This is a genomic window from Corynebacterium atrinae, from assembly GCF_030408455.1.
GTDB classification, from domain to species: domain Bacteria; phylum Actinomycetota; class Actinomycetes; order Mycobacteriales; family Mycobacteriaceae; genus Corynebacterium; species Corynebacterium atrinae.
Map to the genome: position 1 here is coordinate 1,770,028 of NZ_CP046977.1, position 26,931 is coordinate 1,796,958.

The window sequence follows — 26,931 nt, forward strand, 5'->3', positions numbered from 1 at the left end:
GCGAGCTAGATTACTGGGAAACCTTTTCCACGCTCGCAGTGGCTCCCTTAACGACGTCGTGGACGTTCTCCGCCGACAGCTCTTCAGTGGTGATGTTGAAAGTCACCGCCAGGACTTCCCGGGCGATGAGCTCCTGGTGGCGGGACGCCCACTCCAGCTTGTCCTCCGGCACCGACAGCTCCACCGCGATGCGATCGGAGACCTCCAGCCCGGTGGCCTTGCGGGCATCCTGCAGGCCACGGATAACGTCAGCGGCCCAACCCTCGGCCTCAAGGTCCTCGGTGACGGTGAGGTCGAGGACGACGAGGCCATCGAGCCCGTCGATCCGCGCGGTGGACTCGGGGTTCGCCGCGACGAGGCGCTTGGTGTACTCGGACGGGGTCAGCTCGATGCCATCGGCGATGACGTTGTCGCCGGAGCGCTCGTAGTTACCCGACTTCACGGCCTTGATCACGCGCTGGACGTCCTTGCCCAGACGCGGGCCGGCCACCTTTGCGTTGACCACCACCTCAAAGGTACCGACAGAGTCGACGTCGCTGGTGAGGATGACCTCCTTGACGTTGACCTCATCGCGCACGATCGGGGCGAAAGCCTCCAACTTGCCGGAGTCCGGCAGCGCCACCGTCAGAGCCGGCAGCGGCAGGCGGTTACGCAGCTTGTGAGACTTACGCACGGACGACGCCGCGGAGCACACGCCGCGAGTGGCATCCATGGCCTCCACGAGCGCCGGATCCGCCGGGATCTGCTCGGCGGCAGGGTAATCAGCCAGGTGAACCGAACGCTCGCCGGTCAGGCCGCGCCAGATGACCTCCGAGACGAACGGAAGCAGCGGAGCCGTGACGCGGGTGAGCACCTCGAGCACGGTGTACAGCGTGTTGAAGGCCTCCGGGTGCTCGGTGTCACCGGCCCAGAAACGATCCCGCGAACGACGGACATACCAGTTGGTCAATACGTCGGCGAACTGGCGGACGGCGTCCGTCGCGTCGGCGATGTCGGTGTTGGCCAAGGCGGTGTCCACGTTAGCGACAAGGTCATGGAGCTTCGCCAGGATGTAGCGATCGAGCACATCGGTGGAGTCAACCGACCACTCAGCAGGCTTCGAGGAGTACAGCTGCAAGAAGGAATAAGCATTCCAGATCGGCAGGAGAGCTTGGCGCACGCCATCACGGATACCCTGCTCGGTGACGATGAGATTGCCGCCGCGCAAGATCGGCGAAGACATGAGGAACCACCGCATGGCGTCCGAGCCGTCGCGATTGAACACCTCGTTCACGCTCGGGTAGTTGCCCTTGGACTTGGACATCTTCAGCCCGTCATTGCCCAACACGATGCCGTGGGCAACCACCTTGGTAAAGGCGGGGCGATCAAACAGCGCCGTGGAGAGCACGTGCAGGGTGTAGAACCACCCGCGGGTCTGACCGGAGTACTCGACGATGAAGTCGGCCGGGGAATGGGTCTCGAACCACTCCTTGTTCTCGAAGGGGTAGTGCTTCTGGGCGAAGGGCATCGAGCCGGACTCGAACCAGCAATCCAGGACCTCAGGCACGCGGCGCATCATGGACTTGCCCGTCGGGTCATCCGGGTTGGGGCGCACGAGCTCATCGATGTCGGGGCGGTGCAGCGACTTCGGACGTACACCGAAATCTGCCTCCAGCTCCGCGAGGGAACCGTAAACATCGACGCGCGGGTAGGCGTCATCGTCAGAGACCCACACGGGGATCGGGGAACCCCAGTACCGGGAACGAGAGATGTTCCAATCGCGGGCACCTTCCAACCACTTGCCGAACTGGCCATCGCGCATGTGCTCCGGCATCCACTCGATCTCATTGTGGTTGAGCTCGACCATGCGGTCGCGGAACTTGGTCACGGCGACGAACCACGACGGCAGCGCCATATAGATCAATGGCTGGCCGGAACGCCAAGAGTGCGGGTAGGAGTGCTCGATGGTCTGGTGGCGCACCACGCGACCCGCGGCCTTGAGGTCGCGGATGATGTCCTTGTTGGCATCGAAGACGAGCTGGCCCTCGTACTCGGGGACGAGGGAGGTGAACTCGCCATCCATGTCGACGGGAATGACCACGTCGATTCCGTACTTCTTACAGGTCGCCATATCGTCCTCACCGAAGGCGGGGGCCTGGTGGACGATGCCGGTGCCGTCTTCAGTTGTGACGTAGTCCGCGTTGAGGAATTGGAAAGCATTGGGCTGATCTTCGAAATAGGGGAAGATCGGCTGGTACTTCAGGCCCTCCAGCTCGGCACCGAGGAAGGTGGAGACGACCTCGCGGTCCTCGCCGAATTCCTTGGCGTAGGCACCGACGAGATTGGTGGCCAGGAGGAAGGTCTGGCCAGCGAACTCAGCCAGGCCATCTGCCCCCACGCGCACGAGCGAGTACTCCACCTCCGGGTGGACGGCGAGGGCCAGGTTGGACGGCAGGGTCCACGGCGTGGTGGTCCAGGCGAGAGCGGCGGCGTTACCAAGCTCGGGATGTGCGGCAAGCGTCGATGCAGCAGCCGTGCCCTCGACCGCGCCGGTCACCGGGAAAGTGACCGTGAGGGTCGGATCCTGGCGCATCTTGTAGGAATCATCGAGCCGGGTCTCGTGGTTGGACAGCGAGGTGTGCTCTGCCCAGGAGTACGGCAAGACCCGGAAACCCTGGTAGATCAGGCCCTTGTCATACAGCTCCTTAAACGCCCACATGACGGACTCCATGAAGTCGGGGTCCATCGTCTTGTAGCCATTGTCGAAATCGACCCAGCGAGCCTGACGGGTGACGTACTCTTCCCACTCATTGGTGTATTCCAGCACCGAGGTAGCGCAGTAGTCGTTGAACTTTGCCAGACCCATCTCTTCGATCTGGCTCTTGTTCGTGATTCCGAGCTGCTTTTCCGCCTCCAACTCCGCGGGCAGGCCGTGGCAGTCCCAGCCGAACACGCGCGGGACGTGGTTGCCCGCCATGGTGCGGTAACGCGGGATGATGTCCTTGACGTAGCCGGTGAGCAGGTGACCGTAATGCGGAAGGCCATTGGCGAAGGGCGGGCCATCGTAGAAGATGTACTCGGGCGAGCCCTGACGGTTGGCTAGGGAAGCTTGGAAGGTCTCATCGTCCTGCCAGTAGCTGAGGACGTTTTCTTCCATCTCCGGGAAACGGGTGGAGCCCCCGGTCATGTCTACGCGAGGGTATACCCCGCCCACACCGGTTTTGCCGGACTTGTTGTCGGCGCCGTTGGCTTCGCTCATTGCGCTAGTCACTCTTCCTTCACTCACGAAAAACTACTCAAAGGGCCCAGGGACGCGATGTAATCGCGCGGTACCACCCTGCTTGGACAACCGAACACAATCTCAGCTGCCCCACTTCGTTTCGTGGTGAAGGTCAATCACGGTCCCACCCGTCCGGTTCTACTAAGCCCCGTGTCGCGGGGCCGTTCTTCCGGATGCTCCCCGGTGATAGCCGGATCAATGCGTCTACGTTTAGCGTTGAGCCACCTCTCGGTGGCGATACGTGGACACTATACACCCTTTCCCGTCACATGCAGATGCTCCCCGCCTGAGTCCTCCGAAGAGGACCCGGGTGGGGAGCACTGAGCGAACTACCGAGCTAGGTGGAGCCTAGTTGTTGCCGTTGTTTCCGCCGCCGGTCGGGGCGGAGGAACCACGGGATTCGAGCTCCTCAAGCTGGGACTGCAACAGGGTCTTGAGGCGAGTGCGGTATTCGCGCTCGTAGGTACGCAGTTCCGAGATCCGGGTTTCCAGCACCGACTGCTGCTGCTTGACGGTGGCCATGATCTCGGTGTGCTTGCGCTCGGCGTCGGCCTGAAGGGCGTTGGCCTTCTCTTCCGCCTGGCGGATCTGAGCCTCGGCGCGGGCGTTGGCCTGGGAGGTGGTCTCCTCGGCCTTCTTCTCCGCGTCGGCGATGAGGGCAGTGGCCTGGCTGTTGGCGCCAGCAAGCTGAGCTTCGGCCTTCTTGGCGGCATCCGCCAGCTGGTAACGGGACTGGTTGTCCGCGTCGGTGAGCTGCTTCTCGGCGGCGGCCCGGGCCTCATCGAGCATGGCCTTGGACTCCTGCTGCGCGTCGGAGGTGAGGCGATCAGCCATCTCCTGCGCCAGGCCCAGAACCTTAGCGGCCTGCATGTGAGTATCGGCGCCCACGGCCCCACCAGCGGCGGCAGCGGCAGCTACCGGAGCCGCGGCGGCGACGGGAGCACTAGATCCCTGCTTCTTCGCTGCGTCTGCCTCGGAGCGAGCCTTAGCGGCGGCATCCTTCGCGGCCTTGGCATCAGCCTGGGCCTTTTCGGTGGCGCGGCGAGCATCGTTGAGCTTTGCTTCGTACTCGTTACGGAGCTTCGCCTCAATGTCCTTGCGCATAGCGCCTTCATCCACCGAGGAGGCGGACGGAGCTGCGGCGGCAACGGGGGCACGTCCGCCGTTGGAGCTGAGCTCCTCGACGCGTGCGCGCAGGTCGTCGTTCTCGTCCTGAAGCTGGGCGAGAGTGTCCTCTACGAGGTCGAGGAACTGATCTACCTCGTCCTCGTTGTAACCACGCTTGCCGATCGGCGGCTTACTGAAAGCGACATTGTGCACGTCAGCTGGTGTCAGCGGCATTGGCGTTCCCTTCGAGTTTTATGAAGCCCCGTAGGGCCGTGCGGGGGACCCACACGATGCTTATTCCAATAATGATACTTTGCGGTCCAGTTCGAGTGTAGTCCCCCTAGGTGGTCCACGGCCCGACAGACACTATAAATCTTTACCGGACGTTGACAGTCTTGGCTATTCCTCCCCTGCAATGAGGGGAATTAAAAGACGGCCAGAACGACCATCTGCAGGATCATGAGTACGAAGAACAGCACAATCACCGACATGTCGAGGGCGACTCCGCCCAGCCGCAGCGGCGGAATAATCCTGCGCAATGCCTTCACCGGAGGATCAGTAACCACGAAAATCGGCTCGGCGACGTAGTAGAACCATTGCGGCGGCTGAAACTCACGCGAGAACGAACGGATCATTTCGATGACGATTCTGGCAACGAGAACGAGCGAGTAGAGCCTCAACAGAAGATAAAGGATGGTTCCAATTAGAGTCACGCCAACGAATTCTAATAGATCCGCCTGTGAATAGCCTTGTTACATCTTCAGAGCCTGATAACCGTCTCTTCCTTTGCAAATCAAACAGCACCCCGCCGCCCCACGCGGGGACGAACGAGGTGCTGGTGAAGGGGCCTGAGCTTGCCAGCTAAAGCAGGTTCCTAGCGCAGAAAACCTAGCGCAGACCGGCGGCGCGCTCGAGCTCAGAGGTGGAGATGTCCGCGGTCTCCGGAATGATGGCGAAGACGGTGCGATGCGAGTCGAGGTGCTTGGTCACGTTGACCATGCGGCCGCGGGCGGCGTAGCAAAGACCAGCGGCGAAGTCGACGACTCGCTTGTTCTCGCCGTTTTCCATGCGGGTCAGGTCGAAGACCACGGCATCGCCGTCGCGGAAGGGCTCTCCAATGGTGGCAGCCTGGCCGTAGGAAGACAGTTCAACGAACTCGACTGCGGCGCGTGCGGCCGTGTAGGGGCGCTCCACGCGGGAAGGGGCGTACTCACGCGAGTAGGAGTCACGCTCATACGCCGGGGCCGGAGCGTAAGCGGAAGAACCGCTGGAGCGGTAGCGCGGCTCGTCGTCGTAGTAGGCATCTTCGTGCTCCATGTCGTACGGAGTCAGGCCGAAGAATTCCTTCGCGTTTTTGATGATCGACATGTGGGGTATCCTCCCGGGGTCAGCAACCCATTAATGCAGCTGGCAGGGCTTGAAGGTGTGTAATTGCGATGCAACTAACAGTTACGCTACTGGCCGCTTTCCCAGCACTCCGGTTCCGACACGCACCATATTTGTCCCCGCTATAATCGCCTCCTCCAGGTCGGCTGACATGCCCGCGGACAAATCCATCGGACGTCCGTATCGCTGAGCCAAGTCATCGCACAACTTCCGTGCCCAGGAGAAAACTTCCGCCGCGGAGGACCCGAGCGGCGGGACGACCATGAGGCCAGTGAGATGCAGGTGACCTGCCGCTTCGACCGCAGCGGCGAGCTCCGCGAGGTCTTTCTCCCCTACTCCCCCGCGAGCGGTATCCCCATCGGCGGAAAGCTGCAGGTGGCACGGCAGGAGCGCACTGCTGCGATCGCCGCGTTCCAGCGCCAAGGCCATGCCCCGGTCGAGCGCCTCGGCTAGGCGGACCGAATCGAGCGATTGCACGCCTGCGGCCCACCGCGCGACCGCATTGGCCTTCTTCGTTTGAATCTGCCCGATCATGTGGAAGCGCACCTGCGGCACGGCCGCCGCCTTCTCCCGGGCTTCTTGTTCCCGGTTTTCACCCACGTCGGTCACGCCCAACGTGGCCAGCCGGGCGACATCCTCGGCCGGGTGAAACTTGGTGACCGGGAGGAGACGGACATCGCCGGGCGTACGACCGGCGGCGGCCACGGCGGCGTCGATACGCTTTGTCAGGGCGGAGAGGTTGACGCGGAGTTCTTCGGTGCGCGCGTCCCCGGTCATGGCAACCACACCAATCCGGCCTGGCGCCCGGTGATGTCCTCTCGGCGGTGGGAGAAAAAGTCTTCGTCTTCGATGGTGCAGCGTGGATCAGCCTCGATGGCGGTCACCCCGAGCCCCATCAGCTGCCGCACCAACCCGGCGCGGATGTCCAGCCCGGTGGTCCCCTTCGCCGTGCGGCTCAGCGATCCCGGCAAGTGCTTTTCGACGTCCGCGGCCATCGCCGCGGGCACCTCATAGTTGCGCCCCGAAGCCGCCGGGCCCAGCAGCACCTGGATGGTTCCCGGCGTTGCGCCGAGGGAAAGCATCGTCTCGACAGTGCGCGCCACAATGCCGTTGCGAGCGCCTAGGCGCCCGGCATGAGCGGCCGCGACCACGCCGTTGACGTGGTCGGCCAGGAGGACGGGAACACAATCGGCCACCAAAACCGCGAGGGCCAAACCCCTTGTGGTGGTCACGATCGCATCGCTCGCCTCCACCGGTGCTGAGACCGGACCCTCCACGACGGTGACGTGTGGGGAGTGAATTTGCTCCATCCACACGAGGTTCCTCGGGTCCAAGCCGAGGACCGAGGCCAGCCGGTCACGGTTAGCGGCGACATGGGCCGGGTCGTCACCGACGTGGTCGCCTAAGTTGAAGGAATCATAAGGGGACGACGACGCCCCGCCAGCACGGGTAGTAAAGACCATGCGGACGGGGCGGTGAACCTCGTTGCTGCGCGAGTAGCTCTGGGACATGCCCTAGAGGTTAGCGCAGTGGTTTAACGCAAGAAGTCGGGCACATCCAGATCATCATCCGGGGAGCTCGTACCGCGGGAGTCGCGGGAGGTGAACAGGCCCCCGTTGCTGGGCTCGTTGCGGTAGTGGTGGCGGCCATCGTCGACGGTCTCTGCGCTGCGCTCGCGCTCGGCGCCGCCGAACAGGCGCCCGCGCTCCTCCGTGGAGGGTGCCGGGGTGACGGACTCGGCTGCCTCGTCGCGGGTAACGGCGGCGGGCGGGCTGTTGCGATTGGCGTCGAAGCCGGTGGCCACGATGGTGACGCGAACCTCATCGCCGAGGTTGTCGTCGATGATGGTGCCGAAGATGATGTTGGCGTCTTCGTCCGACTGCTCCTGGACGGTCGTCATCGCTTCGTTGACCTCCATGAGGCCCAAGTCGGAAGCGCCGGCGACGGAGAGCAGCAGTCCCTTCGCGCCTTCCATGGTGGATTCAAGCAGCGGGGAGTTGATGGCCTGAAGGGTGGCGTTCATAACGCGGTCATCGCCACGCGCGGAACCCACGCCCATGAGCGCGGAGCCGGCGTCAGACATAACGGAGCGGACATCGGCGAAGTCGACGTTGATCACGCCGGGAGTGACGATGAGGTTGGTGATGCCCTGCACGCCGTTGTGGAGAACCTCGTCCGCGGCGCGGAAGGCATCCATCATGGACAAGGTGGCGTCACCGAGCTGCAGAAGGCGATCATTCGGGATGACGATGAGGGTGTCGCAGACTGCGCGCAGCTCCTCGATTCCTTCTTCTGCCTTGCGGTTACGCGCCGGGCCCTCAAACTTGAAGGGCTTGGTCACGACACCAACAGTCAAGGCGCCCAGCTTCTTGGCCACGCCAGCGACCACGGGGGCCGCGCCGGTTCCGGTGCCGCCGCCCTCACCGGCGGTGACGAAGACCATGTCGGCACCCTTGAGGGTTTCCTCGATCTCGTTCTTGTGATCCTCGGCAGAGGTGCGGCCCACTTCCGGGTTCGCCCCGGCGCCCAAACCACGGGTGGCCTCGCGGCCAATGTCGAGCTTGGTGTCGGCATCGGAGAAAAGCAGTGCCTGGGAATCGGTGTTGATCGCGACGAACTCGACACCCTTGAGGCCCTCTTCGATCATGCGGTTAACGGCGTTGACGCCGCCGCCGCCGACGCCTACGACCTTGATGACGGCGAGGTAGTTATTAGGTGAGGTCATGGGATCTGGTCTCGCCTTTCTAAGGTGAGGGTGTACATGGAACGAGTTGTATTTCCATCATGAGCGACGGCAAGGAAATTATCCCGCTCATTTCGGCGGCGTGTCGGTACCCTCAACCTCTACTTTAGGGTTGCTGACGTGCGGTTTTAGCGCACCGTCACTAACGAAGGGTTGGATACATTCCAAGCCTGACCCTCGCGGCCGAGGACATCCTCCATCGCCAACGCCTTATCGTGGGCACTTTCCGTAGAACCCCAATACACGGTGCGGCCATCATGCAAGTAGAAGGTCAAATCATGGCGGGCGGGAACATCCACCCGCGCCACGGCCAAGCGCACCGGCTCGGGCAGCTGCGCCACCACGGAAGCCACGGACTTCAACACCTCCGGCTCCTGGCGTTCGGCTCCGGTGACCTCGACGGCCTCTTCCGGGGGAACATCGATCACAAAGGGCAGGCCGGCCTCGTCGATGAGGTGGTCGCCGTCGCCCTCAACGGAATACAGCACCGCCTGGCGTTCGACTACTTCCACGCCCAAAGTCGAGGGCCACTGCTGGCTCACGGTGGCGGATTTCACCCACGGTAGGGTGACCACTTTGGCGGCGGCCGCTCCCGCGTCGATCCGCGCTAGATTCTGGCCCTGGCCGACTCCAGTAACCGAAACGATGTCTTCCTGGGAGGTGTGCACGTTGCCCGTCACCTCGTAGCCTTTAACGGTGAACACCGGGAAGGCCCACACGGCACCAATGGCAACGACCACTACCAGCACGACGGCGGCGATGGCGGCGAGGATCCTCTTGCGCGTCATGGGTGGGCGGGCTCTTCCAGCTGGGAGAGGATTTCGCCGGCCAACAGCGTGACGTTGCCCGCGCCCATCGTGAGCACGAGGTCACCCGGGCGTACGCGGGATCGGAGGGTGTCCACGGTGTCGGAGAAGTCCGGCTCATAGGCGACATCGCAGGTAATGGAATCGGTAATGATGCGGGAGGTCACGCCCTCCACGGGCTTTTCCCGAGCCCCGAAGATCTCCAACACGATGACGGAATCCGCCAGCGAAAGCGCCGCAGCGAACTCCTCCGAGAACTCAATCGTCCGAGAGTACAAGTGCGGCTGGAAGACCACGACTACGCGGGCGCCCTCGCTTTCTGCCTCGACTTTTTGGCGGGCCGCCTGCAGCACGGCGGTGACCTCGGTCGGGTGGTGAGCGTAGTCGTCGTACACCCGCACGCCGGCGAACTCACCAGCGCTAACGGTTCCTCGGTACTCGAAGCGTCGGCGCACCCCATTGAAATCGCTCAGCCCCTCAGCCAACTCGTCGAGGTCTCCCCCGACGAGCAGACCTGCAAGCAGCGCGCCGGCGCCGTTGAGCACCATGTGCTGACCCGGAATTTGCAAGGTGACGGTGATCTCGCGGTCGTCGATACGCAAGTGCGCGACCGTGCCAGCTTCTTGGAAGCTGGTGGACACAATCTCCGCGCCGAGCGGGATGTCGGGGTGCAGGGCGGCAGCCTCGGTCGTGCCGTAGCCGAGAACCTGGATGCCCTTGTCCAGGCTGCGCTCGCCGAGGGCGGCGGCGTGGATATCATCCAGGCAAACGACGAGGGTTCCGGTCGGCGTCATGCGATCCACGAAATCATCAAAGACCTGATAGTAGGCCTTGGCAGTACCGAAGTAATCGAGGTGATCGGGCTCAATGTTGGTCACCACGGCGACATCGGGGCGATAGCGCAACAGCGAAGCATCGGACTCATCGGCCTCGGCGACGAAGGCATCGCCAGTACCGTGATGGGCGTTGGTGCCCGAACGATTGAGCTGGCCGCCAATGGCAAAGCTCGGGTCGAGTCCCGCCGCCTGCAGCGCCGCGACGGCCATCGACGTGGTGGACGTTTTACCGTGGGTGCCGGCGATGAGGACCTGGCGGTAGCCATCCATGAGCTCGCCCAGCAGATCAGAACGTCGAATCACCGGGATGCCATGCTCCTGGGCGGCGACCAGCTCGGGGTTGTCCTGCGGAATAGCCGCGAAGGAGACAACGACCACGGTGGGCAGTTGGCCAGCAAGCATGAGGTTTTCCGCAGCATGCCCGACGGCAATGTACGCCCCCATGGAGGTCAGCGCGCGAACCGGGCGCGAACCTTTGACATCCGAACCGGTGACGGTAGAGCCGCGGGAGAGCAGAATGCGGGCGACCCCGGACATGCCGGCCCCACCAATTCCGACGAGATGGACACGGGAGAGGTCGACGGTGCCGTCGGTCATGAGGGGCCTCCTGAAGGGAGCTACGTGGTTGGAAGTTCTGACTAGTCGTTGTGCTTATCTGAGCCCGCGCTGCGCACGCCCTCGACGACTGAATCGGCCAGCAGTCCCGCGGCATCACCCGCGGCATGGCCGCGAGCCTCTGCCCGCATGGCTGCCAGCTTGGCATCATCACCGAGGATCTCGGTGACTTCGCTGACTAGTCGGTCGGAGTTTAAGTCTGCATCATCGATCATCCGGGCGGCCCCGGCGGCGACGACGTCGAGGGCATTGAGTGCCTGCTCGCCATTGCCATGTGGCAGCGGAACGTAGATGGCGGGCAGCCCGGAGGCGGTGACCTCCGCGACCGTCATGGCCCCGGAGCGGCACACGATGAGGTCGGCCACAGCGTACGCGGCGGCCATGTCATCGATGTAGGGAACGGCGACGTAGTTGTCGAACTCAGCGGGAGCGGTGTTTCGCCGCCCGTAGGCATGCAGCACCTGGAAACCGGCCGCCGCAGTCAACGTGTCCACTGCTCCGGCCACCGCCTTGTTGATGTTTACCGCGCCCTGCGAACCACCCGTGACCAACAGGGTCTTCTTGGCAGGGTCGAGCCCCCACTGCTCGCGGGCGCGCTCGGCGGCTACAGCGGTATCCCCCGTGCGCAGTTCCGCACGAACGGGAATGCCAACGATTCGGCCCGGCATGCCGGACCCCGCGAAGGCATTGAAGCCGGTGCCACCGAGGCGCTGGCCCAGCTTGTTCGCCATGCCTGCCCGCGCGTTGGCCTCATGCACGAAGAAGGGAATGCGCAGCGAGCGCGCCGCCAGGTACGCCGGAGCGGAGACGTAGCCACCGAATCCGACGAGGGCGTCTGCATTCCGGTCCTTCAGGACTTTGCGTGCCTGGCGCACGGCCGTCACCAGACGCCACGGCAGCTTGGCCAAGTCGAGATTGGGGCGGCGGGGCACTGGAACGGGATCAATGAAGTCCAGCTCGAAGCCTCGGGCGGGGACGAGATCGGCCTCGAGGCCGCGGCGGGTGCCAATGGCACTGACTCGTGCACCATGTTTTTCCACGAGTGCCTCGGCGACGGCCAGCGCGGGCTCGATGTGCCCGGCCGTGCCGCCCCCGGCGACGACAATGGTGAGGCCCTGGTTGCCTGCGGACATTTCTTAGCGTCTCCTGTCGTGGTGGGAGCTGCGGATATCGCGCTCGGAAGCCTGTGACCCCGTTGAACGACGCGGCGGGGCGGGATTTCTCCCCTTGACGCTACCAGTCACGGGGTTACCGAACCTCTCGCGCTGCTCCGGCGACGGGCGGCTGGCGGCCCGGCGGGAGCGGGCCGTCGACCCATCAGCGCCACTCAAGACGGTCGGTTCTGGGAGGAACAGAGCGCGGTCGAACAGCGGGCGGCCGTAGGACTGCATCGCGGAGACCGCCTCCGGCTCGTGCCTCGCCACCGAGGCGAGGAGCCCCATGGAACCCAGTGTGATGATGGCCGAGGTACCACCGGCGGAGATCATCGGCAGCTGGATACCCGTGACGGGCAAGAGGCCGACCACGTAGCCGATGTTGATGAACGCCTGGGAGACGACTCCGGCGGTGAGGGTGGCGGCCATGAGTGACTGGAAGCGATCCTGCGCTCGGACCGCAGCCCGCAGTCCGAAGACTCCGAGAAGGGCGAACAGGATGATGACGAGCGCGCCGCCAAACCACCCCAGCTCCTCACCGATGACGGCGAAGATGAAGTCGTTTTTAGCTTCCGGCAGGTAGAACCACTTGGCGCGGGATTGCCCCAGCCCCACGCCGGTGGCAGAGCCGTCCGCGAGGGACAAGAAGCCCTGATAAGACTGGAAGGCGGTGCCGCGGGTGTCCTCGAAACGTCCGAAGAGGGCGTCAAAGTAGACGTGGAAGCGGTGGGAACGGAATCCTCCAGAGAGGAAGATCGCGATGAGCCCAGCGAGGGCTGCGACTCCGGCGGCGGCGATCCAGCGGTAGTCCACCCCAGCGAAGAAGATGAGGAAGACCCACACGATGCTGAAGGACACGGCCATGCCCAGGTCACCCTGCAGGGCAATGAGGATCGTCATGGCTGCCGCGACGCCCGCGAAAAATTGGAAACGATAGTTGTGGAAGGCTCGGGTCGCCGGAGGCTCCGACAGCAGCTGCGCACCCCAGACCGCCACGGCGACCTTGGCAAATTCAGAGGGCTGCAGCGTGACGGGCCCGAGGATGATCCACGACTGGGAGCCAACCGATTCGCGGCCGGTACCGATTCCGGGAATGAGCACGGCGATGAGCAAGACCACGGCGATGACGATGAGCCATGGCGCGAGGCGCCGCACCGTCCGCGGGCGCACCCGCAGCGCCATCCAGAAGGCCACGAGTCCGAGGACAACCATCACGCCCTGCTTGATCGACTGACCCCACACGGTGGAGCCCTCGATAACTGACCACGTCATCGACGAGGACATAACCATGACCACGCCGATGCCGGTGAGTAGGAAGATGACGGAACGAAGGATGAGGTAATCGGCGCCCGGATGTGCGTCGAGCCAGCGCTGCATGGCGGCCCACGCCTGTCCGAGTCGGCCTCCACCGCTGGAGGAAGCAGGCCGGGGCTTGGTGGGAGTACTCATGAGGTCTCCTTCGGGGCTGCGTGAGCGTACCGGTTGGCAGCCGCGGCGAAGAGGTCGCCGCGGTGGCCCATGCCGGTGTACATGTCCAGGGACGCCGCCGCCGGAGCGAGGAGCACCGTGTCACCCGGGGTGGCCCGGGCCGCGGCCCAGTCGACGAGGTCATCCATGGCCACGACGGGGTCGGTGGAGCGGCTAGTAAAAACTTCGACCTGTGGTGCGTGGGCCGCGAGTGCAGCAGCAATGTGCTCGGCATCAATGCCCAGTAATCCGGCGGCCTTGAGGCGGCCCCGGTGGGTGAGCACAAGATCAGTGACGTCGGCACCTTTGAGCTGCCCGCCCGCAATCCAGATAACGTTGTCCAATCCGCCGAGGGCGGCATCGGCGGCGTGCGGGTTGGTGGCTTTGGAATTGTCGATCCATCGCACCCCTGCCCCAGTAGCTACGACCTGGCCGCGGTGCCCGGCCACCCGGAACTCGGCCAGGGCGGCGGCAATTTCCGAAGGGGTGACCCCCTGGCTGCGGGCCAGGGCGGCGGCGGCGAGGGCATCGAGAATCCCCGCCGGTCCGGCGGGTTCTATACCTTCGACGGGAGCCAGGTTGACGGGTTCGGCTCCGGTGTTGTCGACGAGGTAGCCGTCGATCACGCCAAACTGCCCGGCGGCCGGCTCACCCAGGGTGAACCCGATGAGCCCGCTGATGCCACCGGTGAGGTAGCTAACGCGGGGGTCATCGATCCCAGCCACGGCGATAGGTCCGGCCAGCGCCCGCGCCTTGTCGTTGGCGTAACCCTCGAAGCTGCCGTGCCAGTCAATGTGGTCTTCGGCCAAGTTGAGCAACACTCCGGCATCCGGGGTGAACTGCCGCGACCAATGGAGTTGGAAGCTGGACAGTTCGGCGACGAGCACGTCGATCCTGTGCTTATCGACGATCGCGTCAGCCACCGACACCCCAATGTTCCCGACGGCCGCCGCCCGGCGGCCCGTGCGGGCCGCCGCTTGGTCCATCATCGCCGCCAGCATCGCGGTGGTGGTGGTTTTCCCATTGGTACCGGTGACCACGAGCCAGGTACGCGGAGCACCGAACACCCCTGCCCGGTCGAGACGGTACGCCAGCTCGACATCGCCGATGACTTCGATGCCTGCCGTGGCGGCGTCGATAAGCAGTGGCGAGGTGGGCCGCCACCCCGGAGAGGTGACCACCAGCGAGAACTCCGATAGACGCCGACGGGCGTCGGCGACGCTGATCCCGGGGACGTCGATAAGCGCTAACGCCTCCGTATTGTCGTCGGCGACGACGGTGTCCACCCCGAGATCTGCGAGCAACCGCGCGCAACCCCGGCCGGAGACTCCGGCTCCAGCAACGAGGACGCGACCATCGGTCAGTTCGGCGGGGATCATCGCAAGCTCACTCCTGTGGCTGCCAGCCACTCAGCGTAGAAGAGGGACACTCCCAGCATCACAGCCATCGCGGCGATGAGCCAGAAGCGGATGACGACGGTGGTTTCGGCCCAGCCGCCGTTTTCGAAGTGATGGTGGAACGGCGCCATGCGGAAGAAACGACGCCCAGTGGTGCGGAAGACAACGATCTGGATCACCACCGAAGCGGCCTCCATGACGAAGAGCGCGCCGACGATGATCATGAGCAATTCCGTGCGCGAGGCGACGGACAGGCCCGCGACGAGTCCACCGAGGGCCAGGGAACCGGTATCGCCCATGAAGATCTTGGCGGGGGCGGCGTTCCACCACAAGAAACCGAGGCTCGCGCCGAGACCAGCGGCGGCGAGGATGGCCAAATCGAGCGGGTCGCGGACCGAGTAGCAGCCCGGCTCCACGGAGACAGAGCAAGAGTTACGGAACTGCCAGAAGGTAATCAGCGAGTAGGCGCCCATGACAAACGCCGTGGACCCGGCCGCGAGGCCATCCAGACCATCCGTGAGGTTGACGGCATTGGACCACGCTGCGATGAGGATGTAGATGAAGACGAGGAAGACGATCGTGCCGAGGATCCCGCCGCCCAGGGCAATATCGAAGGTGTTGATGTCGCGGAAGAAGGACAGGTGCGTCGACCCCGGCGTCAGACCCTGATCGTCGGGGAATTGCAGGATGAGCAGGCCGAATCCGATGGCGAGTACAAGCTGGCCAACGAGCTTGGCGGTCTTGTTCAGACCCAAGTTGCGGGCGCGATAAAGCTTGATGAAGTCGTCGGCGAAGCCCAAACCACCTAACCCGAGGGTGAGGCCCAAGATGAGCAGGCCAGAGACAGTGAATCCACCGGTTTTGGTGATCATTCCGTAGAAACCGACCACCAGGTAGGAAATGGCAATGCCCGCAAGGATGGCGATGCCACCCATTGTCGGAGTGCCGCGCTTGCGCAGGTGAGACTTGGGACCATCCTCGCGGATTTCCTGCCCCAGGCCCTCGGCGGAGAACCGGCGGATGAGCACCGGGGTAAGGAAAATTGCGATCAAGAAGCTGAGGACTCCTGCAATGATGATCTGTGTCACGGCTACTTGTCCCTACTTATCTGTCTCAATGTTTTCTCAGTGCTGGCACTGCTGTGGAGCAGCCCCTCGGCGACGCGCCACAAACCCTGGGAATTTGACGCCTTCACGAGGACAACATCCCCGGGGTTAGTTCCCCCAGGTCCGCTGTAGTCGCTCGGACGGGTCCGCAACACGGCATCGACAAGCGTAATGGCCTCATCAATGGTCTTAGCAACTGACGTAGTTATACCCCGGTTCTCAGCCTCGGTGGCCATGGCGCGACTGTTCGCGCTCGACCCAACCGCAATGAGGTGACTGATGCGATACCGGTCCAGCTCCTCACCTAACTCACGGTGGGACTGCTCCGCATCGGGGCCCAACTCGCCCATCTCGCCCAGCACCGCAACGGCACGGGCGTGGGGTCGGGCCGCGGCGGTGTATGCCAACGCAGCGATTCCGGCCTTCATGGAGTCCGGGTTGGCGTTGTAGGAATCATTGATGACTGTGACGCCGTCGTCGCGGGTCTGCACATCCATCCGGTGAGCGGAGGCATTCTTGTGGTGGCTCAGCCCGGCGGCGATCTGCTCCAGGCTCAGCCCCACGGCCAGGCCGACGGCGGCAGCGGCCAAGGCGTTGGAGACTTGGTGCTCTCCAAACACCTTGAGTTTGATGCGGATGGATCCCTCGGCGGTGCGCAGGGTAAAGCTGGGGCGGGCGACATCATCGAGCTCGATGTCCTCCGCCCAGAGGTCGGCGCCCGGGGCCGGGGGCTCCGCGGCGGAGTAGAACACCACCTGCGCCTCGGTGCGGTCGGCCATCGCCGCGACAAAAGGATCGTCGGCGTTGAGGATGGCGGTGCCGTTCACGGGCAGCGCCTCGACGAGTTCACCCTTGGCCTGCGCGATATTCTCCCGCGAGCCGAACTCCCCGAGATGCGCGGAACCAACATTGAGGACGGCGCCCACCAGGGGCGGGGCAATATCCGCCAAGTGCCGGATTTGGCCGATCCCCCGCGCGGACATCTCCGCGACGAGAAAACGAGTGTCGGCATCACATCGGAAGGCGGTATACGGGTGGCCGATCTCGTTGTTAAAGGAGCCAGGTGGGGCGACAGTCTCGCCCGCACCGCGCAGCACGGAAGCCACGAGGTCCTTCGTCGAGGTCTTGCCTGCGGAGCCGGTGATACCCACGACGATAAGCTCGTGCTCATCTTCGAGCCGGGTGACCACCGCGCGTGCCAGCGCCGACAAGGCACCCACTACTGCCGCGGCGGAGCCGTCGACATCATTGGCGTAGACATCCGCGTTGGACTCAGTCCGGCCCCGAGGCGTGACGACGATCGCCGGTACCCCCACCGGGCGCGCCGCCAGCACCGCCACCGCGCCGGCCGCGATCGCGGTCTCGGCGTAGTCGTGCCCGTCGACGCGGGCGCCGGGCAGGGCGAGGAAAAGCCCACCCGGGGTGACCTTGCGGGAATCGAACTCAACGAATCCGGTGACCCGCGCCTGCGGGTCGGAAACATCGTGCAGCTCGCCGCCGACGATCTCGGCGATCTCTGCGAGGGAAAAATCGATCATTGGAGCCTCTCCTCGAGGGCGCGGCGGACCTCTTCCCGATCATCAAAATGGTGGTCGACCCCGGCGATCAGCTGGCCGACCTCGTGGCCTTTACCGGCGACGACGACCCCGTCGCCCGGCTGCGCCCACTGAATGAGGGCGTCGATGGCTCGGGCGCGATCACCGATCTCCCGGATCTCGGAGGTCGCACCGGCCCCCTGGGCGCCCGCAAGCACGGCGGCGCGGATCGTGGCGGGTTCCTCGCTGCGGGGATTGTCATCGGTGATGATTACCAGGTCAGCGCGGCGCGCCGCCTCAGCCCCCATGATGGGCCGTTTGGAAGGATCGCGGTCCCCACCGGCGCCGACAACTACTCCGAGTCGTCCGGTGATCTGACCCCGCAGAGTGTCCAGCACCGCGGCGACAGCGGCCGGCTTGTGGGCGTAGTCGACGACGGCGAGGAAATCTTGCCCGGCATCGATGCGTTCCATACGGCCGGGGACGGCGACGGTATTAAGGCCCGCGGTGAACCTCTCAGGGTCTACGCCTGCGGCCAGCGCACAGGCGGTAGCCAGAGCGGCGTTGGCGATGTTGAAGTCACCGGGCAGAGGCAGTTCGAAGGTGATCGGGTCGCACTGCGGGAGGGTGAGCTCGATGGTCTGAGCCCCACTAGGGGCGAGCTCAACCTGACGGGCCTGAACGTCGGCCACCTCGCCGCTGGTGCTCACGGTCATCGGGTCGGCAGCAAGCTCGGCCATGCGCTTGCCCCAGTGATCATCAATACAGACGACGGAGTGGCGCGCGGCCAGCGGGGAGCCGGGGTCGAAGAATTTTGCCTTGGTGGCAAAGTAGTCCTCCATCGTGGGATGGAAGTCCAGGTGATCCTGGGAGAGGTTAGTAAAGCCCGCCACGTCGAACTGCGTTCCGTCCACCCGCCCTAAGGATAGGGCGTGAGAGGACACTTCCATCACCACATGGGTGACCCCTTCGCGGCGCATGCGGGCGAACAGCGCCTGCAGCGTGGGGGCCTCCGGGGTGGTGAGCTTCGTGGGGACGGGCACGCCGTCGATACGCGTTCCGGTCGTGCCGATGAGACCCACCTTGTGGCCCGCAGCGATGAGCCCCACCTCCAGCAAATAGCTGGTGGTGGTCTTGCCCGAGGTACCCGTCACTCCGATGATCGTGAGATCGCGGGAGGGGTGGCCGTAGACCTCCGCAGCGAGGGCGCCCAGGACCTCACGCACGTCATCGACGACGAGGATCGGCCGACTCTCACCGGCCTCGAGGAGAAGTTCCCGGCCCGGGTCATCGGTGAGGATCGCGGTTGCCAGAGTGTGGTCCGCAAATTCGGCACCGTGGCGCCGGGTACCGGGCAACGCGGCGAACAGGGCGCCAGAGGGTTCCACCGCGGCGGAATCGAGGCTGATGGAGGTGATGGCGGGGTCACTATCACCCGTATTCACCAGCATTGCCTCCACGGTGGATGAGGCTTGATTCGCCAGGTTGAGCAGGTGAGACAGGGTGGGTGCCTGCGGTGCCATGGTTTTTCCTCCTTGGTGTAGGTCGGGCTAAGGGGCCTGAAGGATGAGAAGGTCCTCTTTCGGCGGGGACGTGGGAATATTGTCGCGATTGAGCAACCACGAGGCGATGTCCCGGAAGATGGGGGCGGCTGATTGTCCGCCCGCTCCCCCAGGCTCCACGCCGCGTCCCGGCTCATCCACCATAATGGCCACGACGAAACGAGGATCATCCGCGGGTGCGATACCTGCAAAGGTGATCCAGTAGGCGCTCGAAGAATAGGCGCCGGTCTCTGGGTTAACCTTCTGAGCGGTACCGGTCTTGCCAGATGTTTGGTATCCCGGAATGGCACCGCCAACGCCGGTACCCGATTGAACACCGGTCGGATCGGACTGGGTCACTGCCTGGAACATATCGACGGTAGTTTTGGCCGTCTCGGGGCTCACCACCTGAACGCGCTGCGGCTCCGGCAGGTCTTGGGTCTCGCCGTCAGGTCCGGTAATGCTGTCAATAATGCGGGGCTGGATGCGCTCGCCGCCATTGGCCAGCGTTTGGTAGATGCCAGCCATCTGCAGCGTGGTCAGTGACATGCCCTGCCCAATGGGCAGGTTGGCGAAGGTACCACCCGACCATTGCTCCAGCGGGGGAAGGAGACCGGCCGACTCATTGGGCAGTTCCACGCCGGTCGGCTGGCCGACACCAAATCGCTGAAGATAGTCGGCATAGCGTTCCTCGCCGAGACGGTCAGCGAGCATCAGCGTGCCAACGTTCGAGGACTTACCGAAGATGCCAGTGGTGGTGTATGGAACGACCCCGTGCTCCCAGGCGTCCTTGACGGTGACGCCGGCCATGTGAATCGAGCCTGGCACCTGGTGAACCTCGTCGGGAGTGGTGAGGCCCTCTTCGAGTGTGGCGGCTGCCGTAATGGCTTTGGCCACCGAGCCCGGCTCGAACGGGTAGGAGATGGTCTGGTTCTCGAAGTCTTTACCCTGCTCCAGCTGCTTGCCAATATCACCGTTGGGATCGATGGTGTCCGTATTCGCCATCGCCAGCACATGGCCGGTGGCCACGTCGAGCACGACCGCCTCCGCTGACTTAGCCATGGAATTGGCCTTGGCCTGCTCTAACAACTGCTGGACGTAGGTCTGCAAGTCAAGGTCGAGGGTCAACTCCACGCTGGAGCCATTGACAGCCGGGACCACGTCGCGCAGCGTGCCGGGAATGACCTGGCCATCAGTCGACACGTCTTCGGTGGAGCGCCCATTGATGCCCGAGAGGTTAGCGTCGCCGGAGGCTTCGAAACCGAACTGTCCCTGCCCGTCCATCGACACTTTGCCGATAATGTTTTCTCCGATCGCCCCGTTCGGGTACTGGCGAATGTCTTGGTGATCAGCGGCGACGCCATGATAGGTCGCGGCGATCTCCGCTGCCACATCGGGATCAACATTGCGGACCAAGACCTCGTAGGTGGTATCGGCCTTCAGCTTGTTGAGGATCTCCTTTTCCTTCAACTCGTCACCGGAGGCACCGGTCCGCTTAATCATGGCGGGGATTTCTCGCGACATGCGCTCGAGAATGTCGTCAACGCGCTTGTTCAGCTCTTCGTTGATCTGCTCCTCAGTTTTTCCGACATTCTCCCCGTCGATACGCATCTGCAGGTCCTGCTGTTCCCGCAGCTCATTGCGCAACAGCTTCGGCGAAACAGTGAGGCTTCGGGCCTGCATGGTGTAGGCGAGTTTGTTGCCGTCACGGTCCGAAATTTCTCCCCGACGCGCCGGATCAACATATACTCGCGCTCGCTGTTCCTGCGCCTGAGCAGCGAGTTCCGGGCCCCATACTCCTTGCACCCAGGCGAGTCGCCCGACGAGTAGTAGCGACATCACCACGAATAGCGACATGACGATGGTGACGCGCCGTTCAGTCAGCTTTCGTCCACGCAGGGGCTCGACCCTTCCGGGACGAGGACTGGCGGCCTCCGACTGAGGCCGAGAAGTTGCTTCTCGACGCCCCGCTGCCGGACGTGCGCCGGCATACGCGCGAGACGACGAACGACGGGACGAGTCGCCTCGCCCCGCGTCACGCCTTCCGCCTCCAGCGTTCGGTGGTTTCACTACCCGTCTTCACCTGCTTAGTTGTTGTCAGTTACCGTGGCCGGAACATTTGGCATGTACGGTGCCACGCCCGGTTCGGAACGAGTAGCTCCAGCCGAGGCAGCACCATTGGGGGTGCTAGCAAGCTGATGCCCCTGCGGCACAGCCTGGAGGTTGTTACCCAATTCGCTGATAGCCTGCGGATCTGTCGATGCCTGGCCTGGGCGAACCGGTGCTCCATTGATGTTCATAATAGGCCGGGTAGCTGGATCTGCCGGGCGCTGCTCAACGATGTCGCCATTTTCTGCCACAGCCAGAATTCCCGGTTGCGTGGGGACAGCCATGCCCAACTCCCCTGCCCGGCGAGCCAGCTCGGCGGAGGAACTGGCGTTAGCCAAGTCGCGGTTGAGGGTCTCAATTTGGTTATTCAGCTGCTTTTCCTGAGAGACAAGCTGCTGCATCTGAAACGTCTGTTGAGTAGACATGCCCGACAAAGCCATCGCCGCCGCTACTCCCCCGACGAAGAGGATGATCGCCAACACTGACAACTTGGCCAGCAACGTCGTCTGCTTCGAAGACACCACCCGTCGACCGCGAACCGACACAACCTGCTGGGAACCCAGGCGAGTCTGATACGGACGACGACGCTGCGGCAGCGGCGCCCGCGGGTCCCGACCGGGTTGGTAGGTCGGAGCAACCGGCTGTCCGCCTGGTTGAGCATATCCCCTCACCCGCTGGTCACGGATGTCGCGTTCGAGGACCGCCGTGGAGGCGTTTCCCGTACTGAAGTCACGGCTGGCGCCCATAGTGTATCGATCCTTCCGGCGGTCGTACCTGTCGGTGCTGCTCACGATCGCTTCTCCTCGGGGTCAGGGAGCTTTTCCAGGGCGCGCACTCTAACGGGTGCGGCCCGCTGGTTCTCCTCGATCTCGGCTTCAGTGGCTTTCTCCGCCCCGCGGGTCACGGTGGCGAAACGGGGGGCGGTGCCCGGCAAATCCATCGGCAGGCCGGGCGGGGTTTTGGATGCAGTTAGTTCAGTGAAGGCCAGTTTGACGATGCGGTCTTCCAGCGATTGATAGCTCATGAACACCGCCCGTCCTCCCACGGCTAGTGCCTCAGTGATGATCGGGATGACGTTTTCCAACGCCTCAAGTTCCTTGTTCACTTCAATGCGCAAGGCCTGGAAGGTGCGCTTGGCGGGGTGCCCGCCGGTGCGCCTGGTCGCCGCCGGAATAGTGGCGTACAGCAACTCCACGAGACGCTCTGAGCTGACGAACGGTTCCTTGTCCCGCTCCTTGAGCACCGCCGACGCGATCTTCCCGGCGAAACGTTCATCCCCATAGTTTTTGAGGATGCGCGCTAAATCGCCGTGGGAGTAGGTATTGAGAACATCGGCGGCTGTGATCCCCTGAGTGGGATCCATTCGCATATCCAAGGGAGCATCCACCCGGTAGGCGAATCCTCGCTCCGGCTGGTCGAGCTGCATCGATGAGACTCCCAGGTCGAACAGAGCCCCAGCGATGCCATTTTGACGGGCGGTGTCGAACACTCCGCCTGCATCCTGCTCGCTGGCAATCGCCTCTCCAATACCATCGAATCGGACCTGGACGCCGACGAAACGCGAACCGAAGGGCGCGAGCCTTTCCCGGGCCTCGCCCAAAGAAACCGGATCCCGGTCCACACCAACGACTTTGACATGAGGAAATGTCCGCAGGAAATGCTCGGTGTGCCCGCCAGCGCCGAGGGTTCCGTCGACAAGGACAGCCTTGTCGCCCATCGCTTCGACGGCCGGGGCCAGAAGTTCGGTCACGCGGTCGCGCAAGACGGGGACGTGACCGTGGTTAGCCGCGATATCAAAGTCCATGTCGCTGAAGTGATCTGCCACGGTTGTCCGCCCCCTTCGAGTGCTCATCGTGTCCCGATGTGTGCCCGACGTCGCGGACCGCGCGGGGTGCGTATAGGGCCCTGCCCGATGTGTTCATCTGATGTCGGGGAAGTACACCAGAGCATCACCTCGGGCAGAGTCCGTACACGCGCTCCGCCCGACCCTGTCAACAGGTCAGAGCAGTCCGCCGAGGACGTCATCTGTGTCAGCCGCCGAGAAAGCGGCCTCCGTTTCCTTCTGATACGCGGCCCAGGATTCGGCATCCCAGATTTCGAGAAAGTCCACCGAGCCAATGACCACGCATTCCTTTGAGAGGTTTGCGTACTCCCGATGCCCCGCTGACAACGTGATGCGCCCATTTCCATCGGGTCGCTGTTCATCCGCGCTGGCAGCCAGGTTACGGATGAAGGCGCGAGCCTCCGGGTTAGTGCGGGACACGGCAGCGGCCTTTCGGGCACGTGCCGCGAACTCTTCCCGGGGATAGACCGCAAGGCTGTGGTCTTGCCCCTTCGTGATCATCAACCCACCAGCAAGATCCTCACGGAACTTGGCCGGCAGCGTCAGTCGACCTTTGTCATCGAGCTTCGGAGTGTAGGTACCGAGAAACATCCCGGGGCCACCTTCCTTGTCTCAATGTCGCCGATCGGATGGGTTCTCGCCATGGATCCGATGTGCCCCTAGGGGCACCTCTTCTCCACCGCTGCGCCCCACAATACCCCACTTTGCCCCACAACCAACACCAATTTACTCCAGCCACGCCGAAAGAGAGCTTATTTCTGCACGTTAAATGGACAAAAATCTAGTGGGGCACGTACCCATCGAGGCAAGATCCATTCGCCTCATGTGTCACATCAGCACCAATGGCCCCATTTGCCAATTTGCCTCCTTTCACCCCAGTGGAGTCAAATCGACACTCCCGTTGATCCCTTCCTGGGAAAACTCTAAGAAATGCCGCTCGGAAAGCTTCGCAGTTACGACTGCCTTGACGGTCGATCAAAAGAGTGGGGCAAAGTGGGGCCAAGCAACGCCGCTGGCCGCCCGTGACACGCCTTACCTACCCACGCCGTCGAGTTTCGGCACCGCTGAATCAACAAAGCCCGCCTCACCACAACGGTGAGACGGGCTATGCAACCAGTGGCTACTGATCTTCGAAGCGGCGGCGGAAATTCTCTTCCATCTTGTTACCTAGCGAAGAACTATTAGCCGCGGCAGCTTTCTTCGCACGCTTCGGGGATGATTCCTTCCGGGTGCTGGATCCGTTCCCCCGCAGCATCCAGACTCCGGCGCCAAACATGACTAGGAAGCCAACGACGCTCAGGGCGATGAACCAAAGACTCTGGGCGGCGAGGGCAACCCCGCCGATGAGCATGAGGAGCCCGACCACTGCGATAGCGACTCCACGCAGAGTCAATCCGCCGTTGCCACCGCCAAATAGGCTGTCACCAGACACGGACGCCCCAAACTTAGGGTCTTCAGCGAGAAGCGATTGCTCAATTTCACGCAACGCTCGCTGTTCCTGCTCTGAAAGAGACACTGGTTCCTCCCGGATTGGCTGGGTTCTCATACTTCGTGGGTGGAGCTCTATATAGGGCTAACGTCCAGCCTAACGGGATTGTTCCCAAGAGTGCCAATGCCTACAAAACTATCGCCCCGCCCCAGCTAGGCGGCAGCGGGGAAGCCGCTCGCATCACCTTCCACCATGGCCAGGAACTCGGACGCCAGGGCAATGATGTGATCTACGGTGTCATGGTCCAAGTCTCGCTCGAGCCCAGAGACCACCCGGGAGCGCAGACGAGAATATTGACTGAAGGTATCCGCCCACTCCTCTCCCCCGCCGCCAACAAGGCGAAGCTGGTCCCACGCGCTGGTGGGACGGCGACGGCGCCCAGCTACCGAGGACTCGGAGATCCACGCACCCGCAGTGCGCAGAGCGGCCTGGTAGGCGGATTCGAGCGCCTGCTCCCAGTTCCCCTCCTCGCGATAGGCCACCGACTGCGACAGCAAGGCGCTGGCCTTGCTGAGGAAGTCTGCCCGACGGGTTCCTCGACCAGTGCGGGTGAACCTGGTGGTTGCAGAGACGATAGGTGCCATCGGGACCAACTCCTTTCCTATCGTTTTTCTCTTGGCCTCACCATAGAGGCTGTACCGAACACGTTAACTAGATTATAGAACAGCTTTTCGAACTCCACAAGGCCTAGCGGCCATCCACTAAGCAAGGGTCGTGGCGTTCACCTCAGTCCACGGCAGTTCGTGGTTCAGTGGACATGTGACTGCAGAAATACGCCGCCTGAGCGGGCCAGAGTTCTCCGTGCTGGCCCCGCAACTCGTTGAGATCTACATCAAGGCGATGGGCTACGACGATTCGATTTTTCACCGCCGCACGGATTCGTGGCGACGAGAAATCATCCAGCCCGGGTTCACCGCCCTCGCTGCCTTTGATGGGGATCGTGCTCTGGGCGTCGCTTATGGCTATTTGGGATCGCAAGATTTGTGGTGGGACCGTCAAGTGCGGCGGGGACTGCGCGAGGCCGGTGGCCCCAGCACTGAGCAAGTCCTTCTCATGCGCGACTATTTTGAGGTCGCTGAGATCCACGTCGACCCGGATAGCCAGGGACGCGGCCTCGGTCGCCTTCTTCTCTCACAGCTGTTGTGGAACGCGCCGGGCCGCCACGCCCTCCTGTCCACTCCAGAAGTGGACAACGAAGACAACCATGCTTTTAGGCTTTATCGTTCGATGGGTTTCCATGACGTTCTGCGCTACTTCACCTTTGAAGGCGACGCCCGGCCCTTTGCGGTTCTCGCTGCTCCGCTCCCCCTGCCCGGGATGGTGGAAAAGCCCGCGGCTGATTCTCAAATCCCCTAACACCCCTTGCCGCGGACTACCCGGGCTTGGGACTGGGTATCGTGGGAGCATCATATTCACTTCTTTGAAGGGCCCGCCGCGTTGAACTTCCCCGATCCCCGATCGCTCACGCTCGATCAGATTCCTGGCGCCACCCAGGACATCCTTGAGGAGTTCCTTCGTTCGCGCCGCAAGACCATCGCCACCATTGGGCGGCCCGTTACGGAGGCTGTTTCTCATGTGGAGGCATTCGTCCTGGGCGGGGGCAAGCGCATTAGGCCCCTATATGCCTGGGCGGGCTTTGTGGGAGCAGGCGGGCTGGACAGCCACGCCGAAGATCCCGCGGCCATGCTCAGGGCTGCCGCATCGTTGGAGTTTATTCAGGCCTGCGCGCTCATCCACGATGACATCATCGATTCCTCTGACACCCGGCGCGGCCAGCCGACCGTGCATCGCGCAGTCGAAGCTCGCCACGACGCCGCCGCCTGGGTGAAGGATTCCGCGCACTTTGGCGAATCCGTCGCCATCCTGGTCGGAGATTTGGCTTTAGTGTGGGCGGAAGACATGCTGCAGGATTCGGGACTGTCGGTAGCTGCCCTTGCTCGGGCCCGGGAACCGTGGCGGGCGATGCGCACCGAGGTCATTGGCGGCCAGCTCCTCGATATCTACCTGGAGGCATCCGGGAGTGAAAGTATCGCGGAGGCCGACGCCGTCAACCGGTACAAGACTGCCGCGTACACCATCGAACGCCCCCTCCACCTGGGCGCAGCGGTTGCTGGTGCGGACGAATCCACCATTGAAGCTTTCCGCGGCTATGGCCGAGACATCGGGATCGCTTTCCAGCTCCGGGATGACTACCTCGGCGTCTACGGCGATCCGGCCATCACGGGTAAGCCGGCTGGCGACGACCTGCGGGAAGGCAAGCGCACGGTGTTGCTTGCCACGGCCTTGCAGCGGGCCGATGAACGAGACCCAGTGGCTGCCGCAGAACTTCGTGCCAAGATCGGCACTACCTCAGACCCCGCGGAACTCCAGCGGTTGGCGGAGATCATCTCCTCCACCGGTGCCGTCGAAGCGATTGAGGAGCGTATCGACGCCCTCACGGCCTCCGGTTTGGCGTACTTGGACGCGGTAGGCACGTCCCCTGAGGTCACTGACACCCTACGTAGCCTGGCTATCCGAGCCACTGCCCGGCGGAGCTGA

Annotated in this window: 23 protein-coding genes; 2 read left to right on the forward strand and 21 right to left on the reverse strand. The window is 63.4% G+C overall.

Annotated features, from left to right (window positions below; genetic code table 11):
- Positions 1–10: 10 nt before the first annotated feature.
- The 21 genes from ileS to CATRI_RS08760 all read right to left on the reverse strand — a co-directional run bounded on the left by ileS (position 11) and on the right by CATRI_RS08760 (position 24,977).
- Complete coding sequence (gene ileS, locus CATRI_RS08660; RefSeq protein WP_290216662.1) at positions 11–3,238, reverse strand: isoleucine--tRNA ligase; 3,228 nt, start codon at positions 3,236–3,238, stop codon at positions 11–13.
- Between the two features lie 369 nt (positions 3,239–3,607).
- On the reverse strand, positions 3,608–4,600 hold the full coding sequence (locus tag CATRI_RS08665; RefSeq protein WP_290216664.1) for a DivIVA domain-containing protein: 993 nt from the start codon (positions 4,598–4,600) through the stop codon (positions 3,608–3,610).
- A 191-nt stretch (positions 4,601–4,791) separates the two neighbouring features.
- On the reverse strand, positions 4,792–5,079 hold the full coding sequence (locus CATRI_RS08670; protein WP_290216666.1) for a YggT family protein: 288 nt from the start codon (positions 5,077–5,079) through the stop codon (positions 4,792–4,794).
- A 175-nt stretch (positions 5,080–5,254) separates the two neighbouring features.
- Entirely contained in the window at positions 5,255–5,734 is a 480-nt protein-coding gene (locus tag CATRI_RS08675; RefSeq protein WP_290216668.1) for a cell division protein SepF, read from the reverse strand.
- 81 nt (positions 5,735–5,815) lie between these two features.
- Complete coding sequence (locus CATRI_RS08680; protein WP_290216669.1) at positions 5,816–6,529, reverse strand: YggS family pyridoxal phosphate-dependent enzyme; 714 nt, start codon at positions 6,527–6,529, stop codon at positions 5,816–5,818.
- Complete coding sequence (gene pgeF / locus CATRI_RS08685) at positions 6,526–7,263, reverse strand: peptidoglycan editing factor PgeF (protein WP_290216671.1); 738 nt, start codon at positions 7,261–7,263, stop codon at positions 6,526–6,528. The genes CATRI_RS08680 and pgeF overlap by 4 nt, the downstream gene beginning before the upstream one ends.
- Before the next feature lie 23 nt (positions 7,264–7,286).
- Positions 7,287–8,477, reverse strand: coding sequence for a cell division protein FtsZ (ftsZ, locus tag CATRI_RS08690; protein ID WP_290216673.1), 1,191 nt, complete (start codon positions 8,475–8,477; stop codon positions 7,287–7,289).
- Between the two features lie 146 nt (positions 8,478–8,623).
- On the reverse strand, positions 8,624–9,283 hold the full coding sequence (locus CATRI_RS08695; protein WP_290216675.1) for a cell division protein FtsQ/DivIB: 660 nt from the start codon (positions 9,281–9,283) through the stop codon (positions 8,624–8,626).
- The gene (gene murC / locus CATRI_RS08700; protein WP_290216676.1) at positions 9,280–10,734 is read right to left on the reverse strand and encodes a UDP-N-acetylmuramate--L-alanine ligase; all 1,455 of its coding nucleotides are present in this window, start codon (positions 10,732–10,734) and stop codon (positions 9,280–9,282) included. The genes CATRI_RS08695 and murC overlap by 4 nt, the downstream gene beginning before the upstream one ends.
- Positions 10,735–10,775: 41 nt before the next feature.
- Positions 10,776–11,885: an undecaprenyldiphospho-muramoylpentapeptide beta-N-acetylglucosaminyltransferase gene (gene murG / locus CATRI_RS08705; RefSeq protein ID WP_290216678.1), complete on the reverse strand. Its 1,110-nt coding sequence runs from the start codon at positions 11,883–11,885 to the stop codon at positions 10,776–10,778.
- Between the two features lie 3 nt (positions 11,886–11,888).
- Positions 11,889–13,355 carry an FtsW/RodA/SpoVE family cell cycle protein gene (locus CATRI_RS08710; RefSeq protein ID WP_435384155.1) on the reverse strand — a complete coding sequence of 489 codons (1,467 nt, stop codon included), beginning with the start codon at positions 13,353–13,355 and terminating at the stop codon, positions 11,889–11,891.
- Positions 13,352–14,782, reverse strand: coding sequence for a UDP-N-acetylmuramoyl-L-alanine--D-glutamate ligase (gene murD / locus CATRI_RS08715; RefSeq protein ID WP_435384156.1), 1,431 nt, complete (start codon positions 14,780–14,782; stop codon positions 13,352–13,354). The genes CATRI_RS08710 and murD overlap by 4 nt, the downstream gene beginning before the upstream one ends.
- Complete coding sequence (mraY, locus tag CATRI_RS08720; protein WP_290216682.1) at positions 14,749–15,858, reverse strand: phospho-N-acetylmuramoyl-pentapeptide-transferase; 1,110 nt, start codon at positions 15,856–15,858, stop codon at positions 14,749–14,751. The genes murD and mraY overlap by 34 nt, the downstream gene beginning before the upstream one ends.
- 2 nt (positions 15,859–15,860) lie before the next feature.
- Entirely contained in the window at positions 15,861–17,414 is a 1,554-nt protein-coding gene (locus CATRI_RS08725) for a UDP-N-acetylmuramoyl-tripeptide--D-alanyl-D-alanine ligase (RefSeq protein WP_290216684.1), read from the reverse strand.
- Positions 17,411–18,934 carry a UDP-N-acetylmuramoyl-L-alanyl-D-glutamate--2,6-diaminopimelate ligase gene (locus CATRI_RS08730; RefSeq protein WP_290216686.1) on the reverse strand — a complete coding sequence of 508 codons (1,524 nt, stop codon included), beginning with the start codon at positions 18,932–18,934 and terminating at the stop codon, positions 17,411–17,413. Before CATRI_RS08730 ends, CATRI_RS08725 begins: the two co-directional genes overlap by 4 nt.
- 27 nt (positions 18,935–18,961) lie before the next feature.
- The gene (locus CATRI_RS08735) at positions 18,962–20,809 is read right to left on the reverse strand and encodes a peptidoglycan D,D-transpeptidase FtsI family protein (protein ID WP_290216688.1); all 1,848 of its coding nucleotides are present in this window, start codon (positions 20,807–20,809) and stop codon (positions 18,962–18,964) included.
- A gap of 230 nt (positions 20,810–21,039) precedes the next feature.
- Positions 21,040–21,852, reverse strand: coding sequence for a cell division protein FtsL (ftsL, locus tag CATRI_RS08740; RefSeq protein ID WP_290216690.1), 813 nt, complete (start codon positions 21,850–21,852; stop codon positions 21,040–21,042).
- Positions 21,849–22,865 (reverse strand): 16S rRNA (cytosine(1402)-N(4))-methyltransferase RsmH, encoded by a 1,017-nt coding sequence (rsmH, locus tag CATRI_RS08745; protein ID WP_290221072.1) that lies wholly within the window; start codon positions 22,863–22,865, stop codon positions 21,849–21,851. Before rsmH ends, ftsL begins: the two co-directional genes overlap by 4 nt.
- 195 nt (positions 22,866–23,060) lie before the next feature.
- A complete protein-coding gene (gene mraZ, locus CATRI_RS08750; protein WP_047253439.1) occupies positions 23,061–23,495 on the reverse strand; it encodes a division/cell wall cluster transcriptional repressor MraZ in 435 nt (144 codons plus the stop codon).
- A gap of 529 nt (positions 23,496–24,024) precedes the next feature.
- On the reverse strand, positions 24,025–24,420 hold the full coding sequence (locus tag CATRI_RS08755; protein ID WP_290216692.1) for a DUF3040 domain-containing protein: 396 nt from the start codon (positions 24,418–24,420) through the stop codon (positions 24,025–24,027).
- 125 nt (positions 24,421–24,545) lie between these two features.
- A complete protein-coding gene (locus CATRI_RS08760) occupies positions 24,546–24,977 on the reverse strand; it encodes an SAV_6107 family HEPN domain-containing protein (protein WP_290216695.1) in 432 nt (143 codons plus the stop codon).
- Positions 24,978–25,152: 175 nt separating this feature from the next.
- Between CATRI_RS08760 and CATRI_RS08765 the strand changes: the two genes are divergently transcribed.
- Complete coding sequence (locus CATRI_RS08765) at positions 25,153–25,749, forward strand: GNAT family N-acetyltransferase (RefSeq protein ID WP_290216697.1); 597 nt, start codon at positions 25,153–25,155, stop codon at positions 25,747–25,749.
- An 81-nt stretch (positions 25,750–25,830) separates the two neighbouring features.
- On the forward strand, positions 25,831–26,931 hold the full coding sequence (locus tag CATRI_RS08770; protein WP_290221075.1) for a polyprenyl synthetase family protein: 1,101 nt from the start codon (positions 25,831–25,833) through the stop codon (positions 26,929–26,931).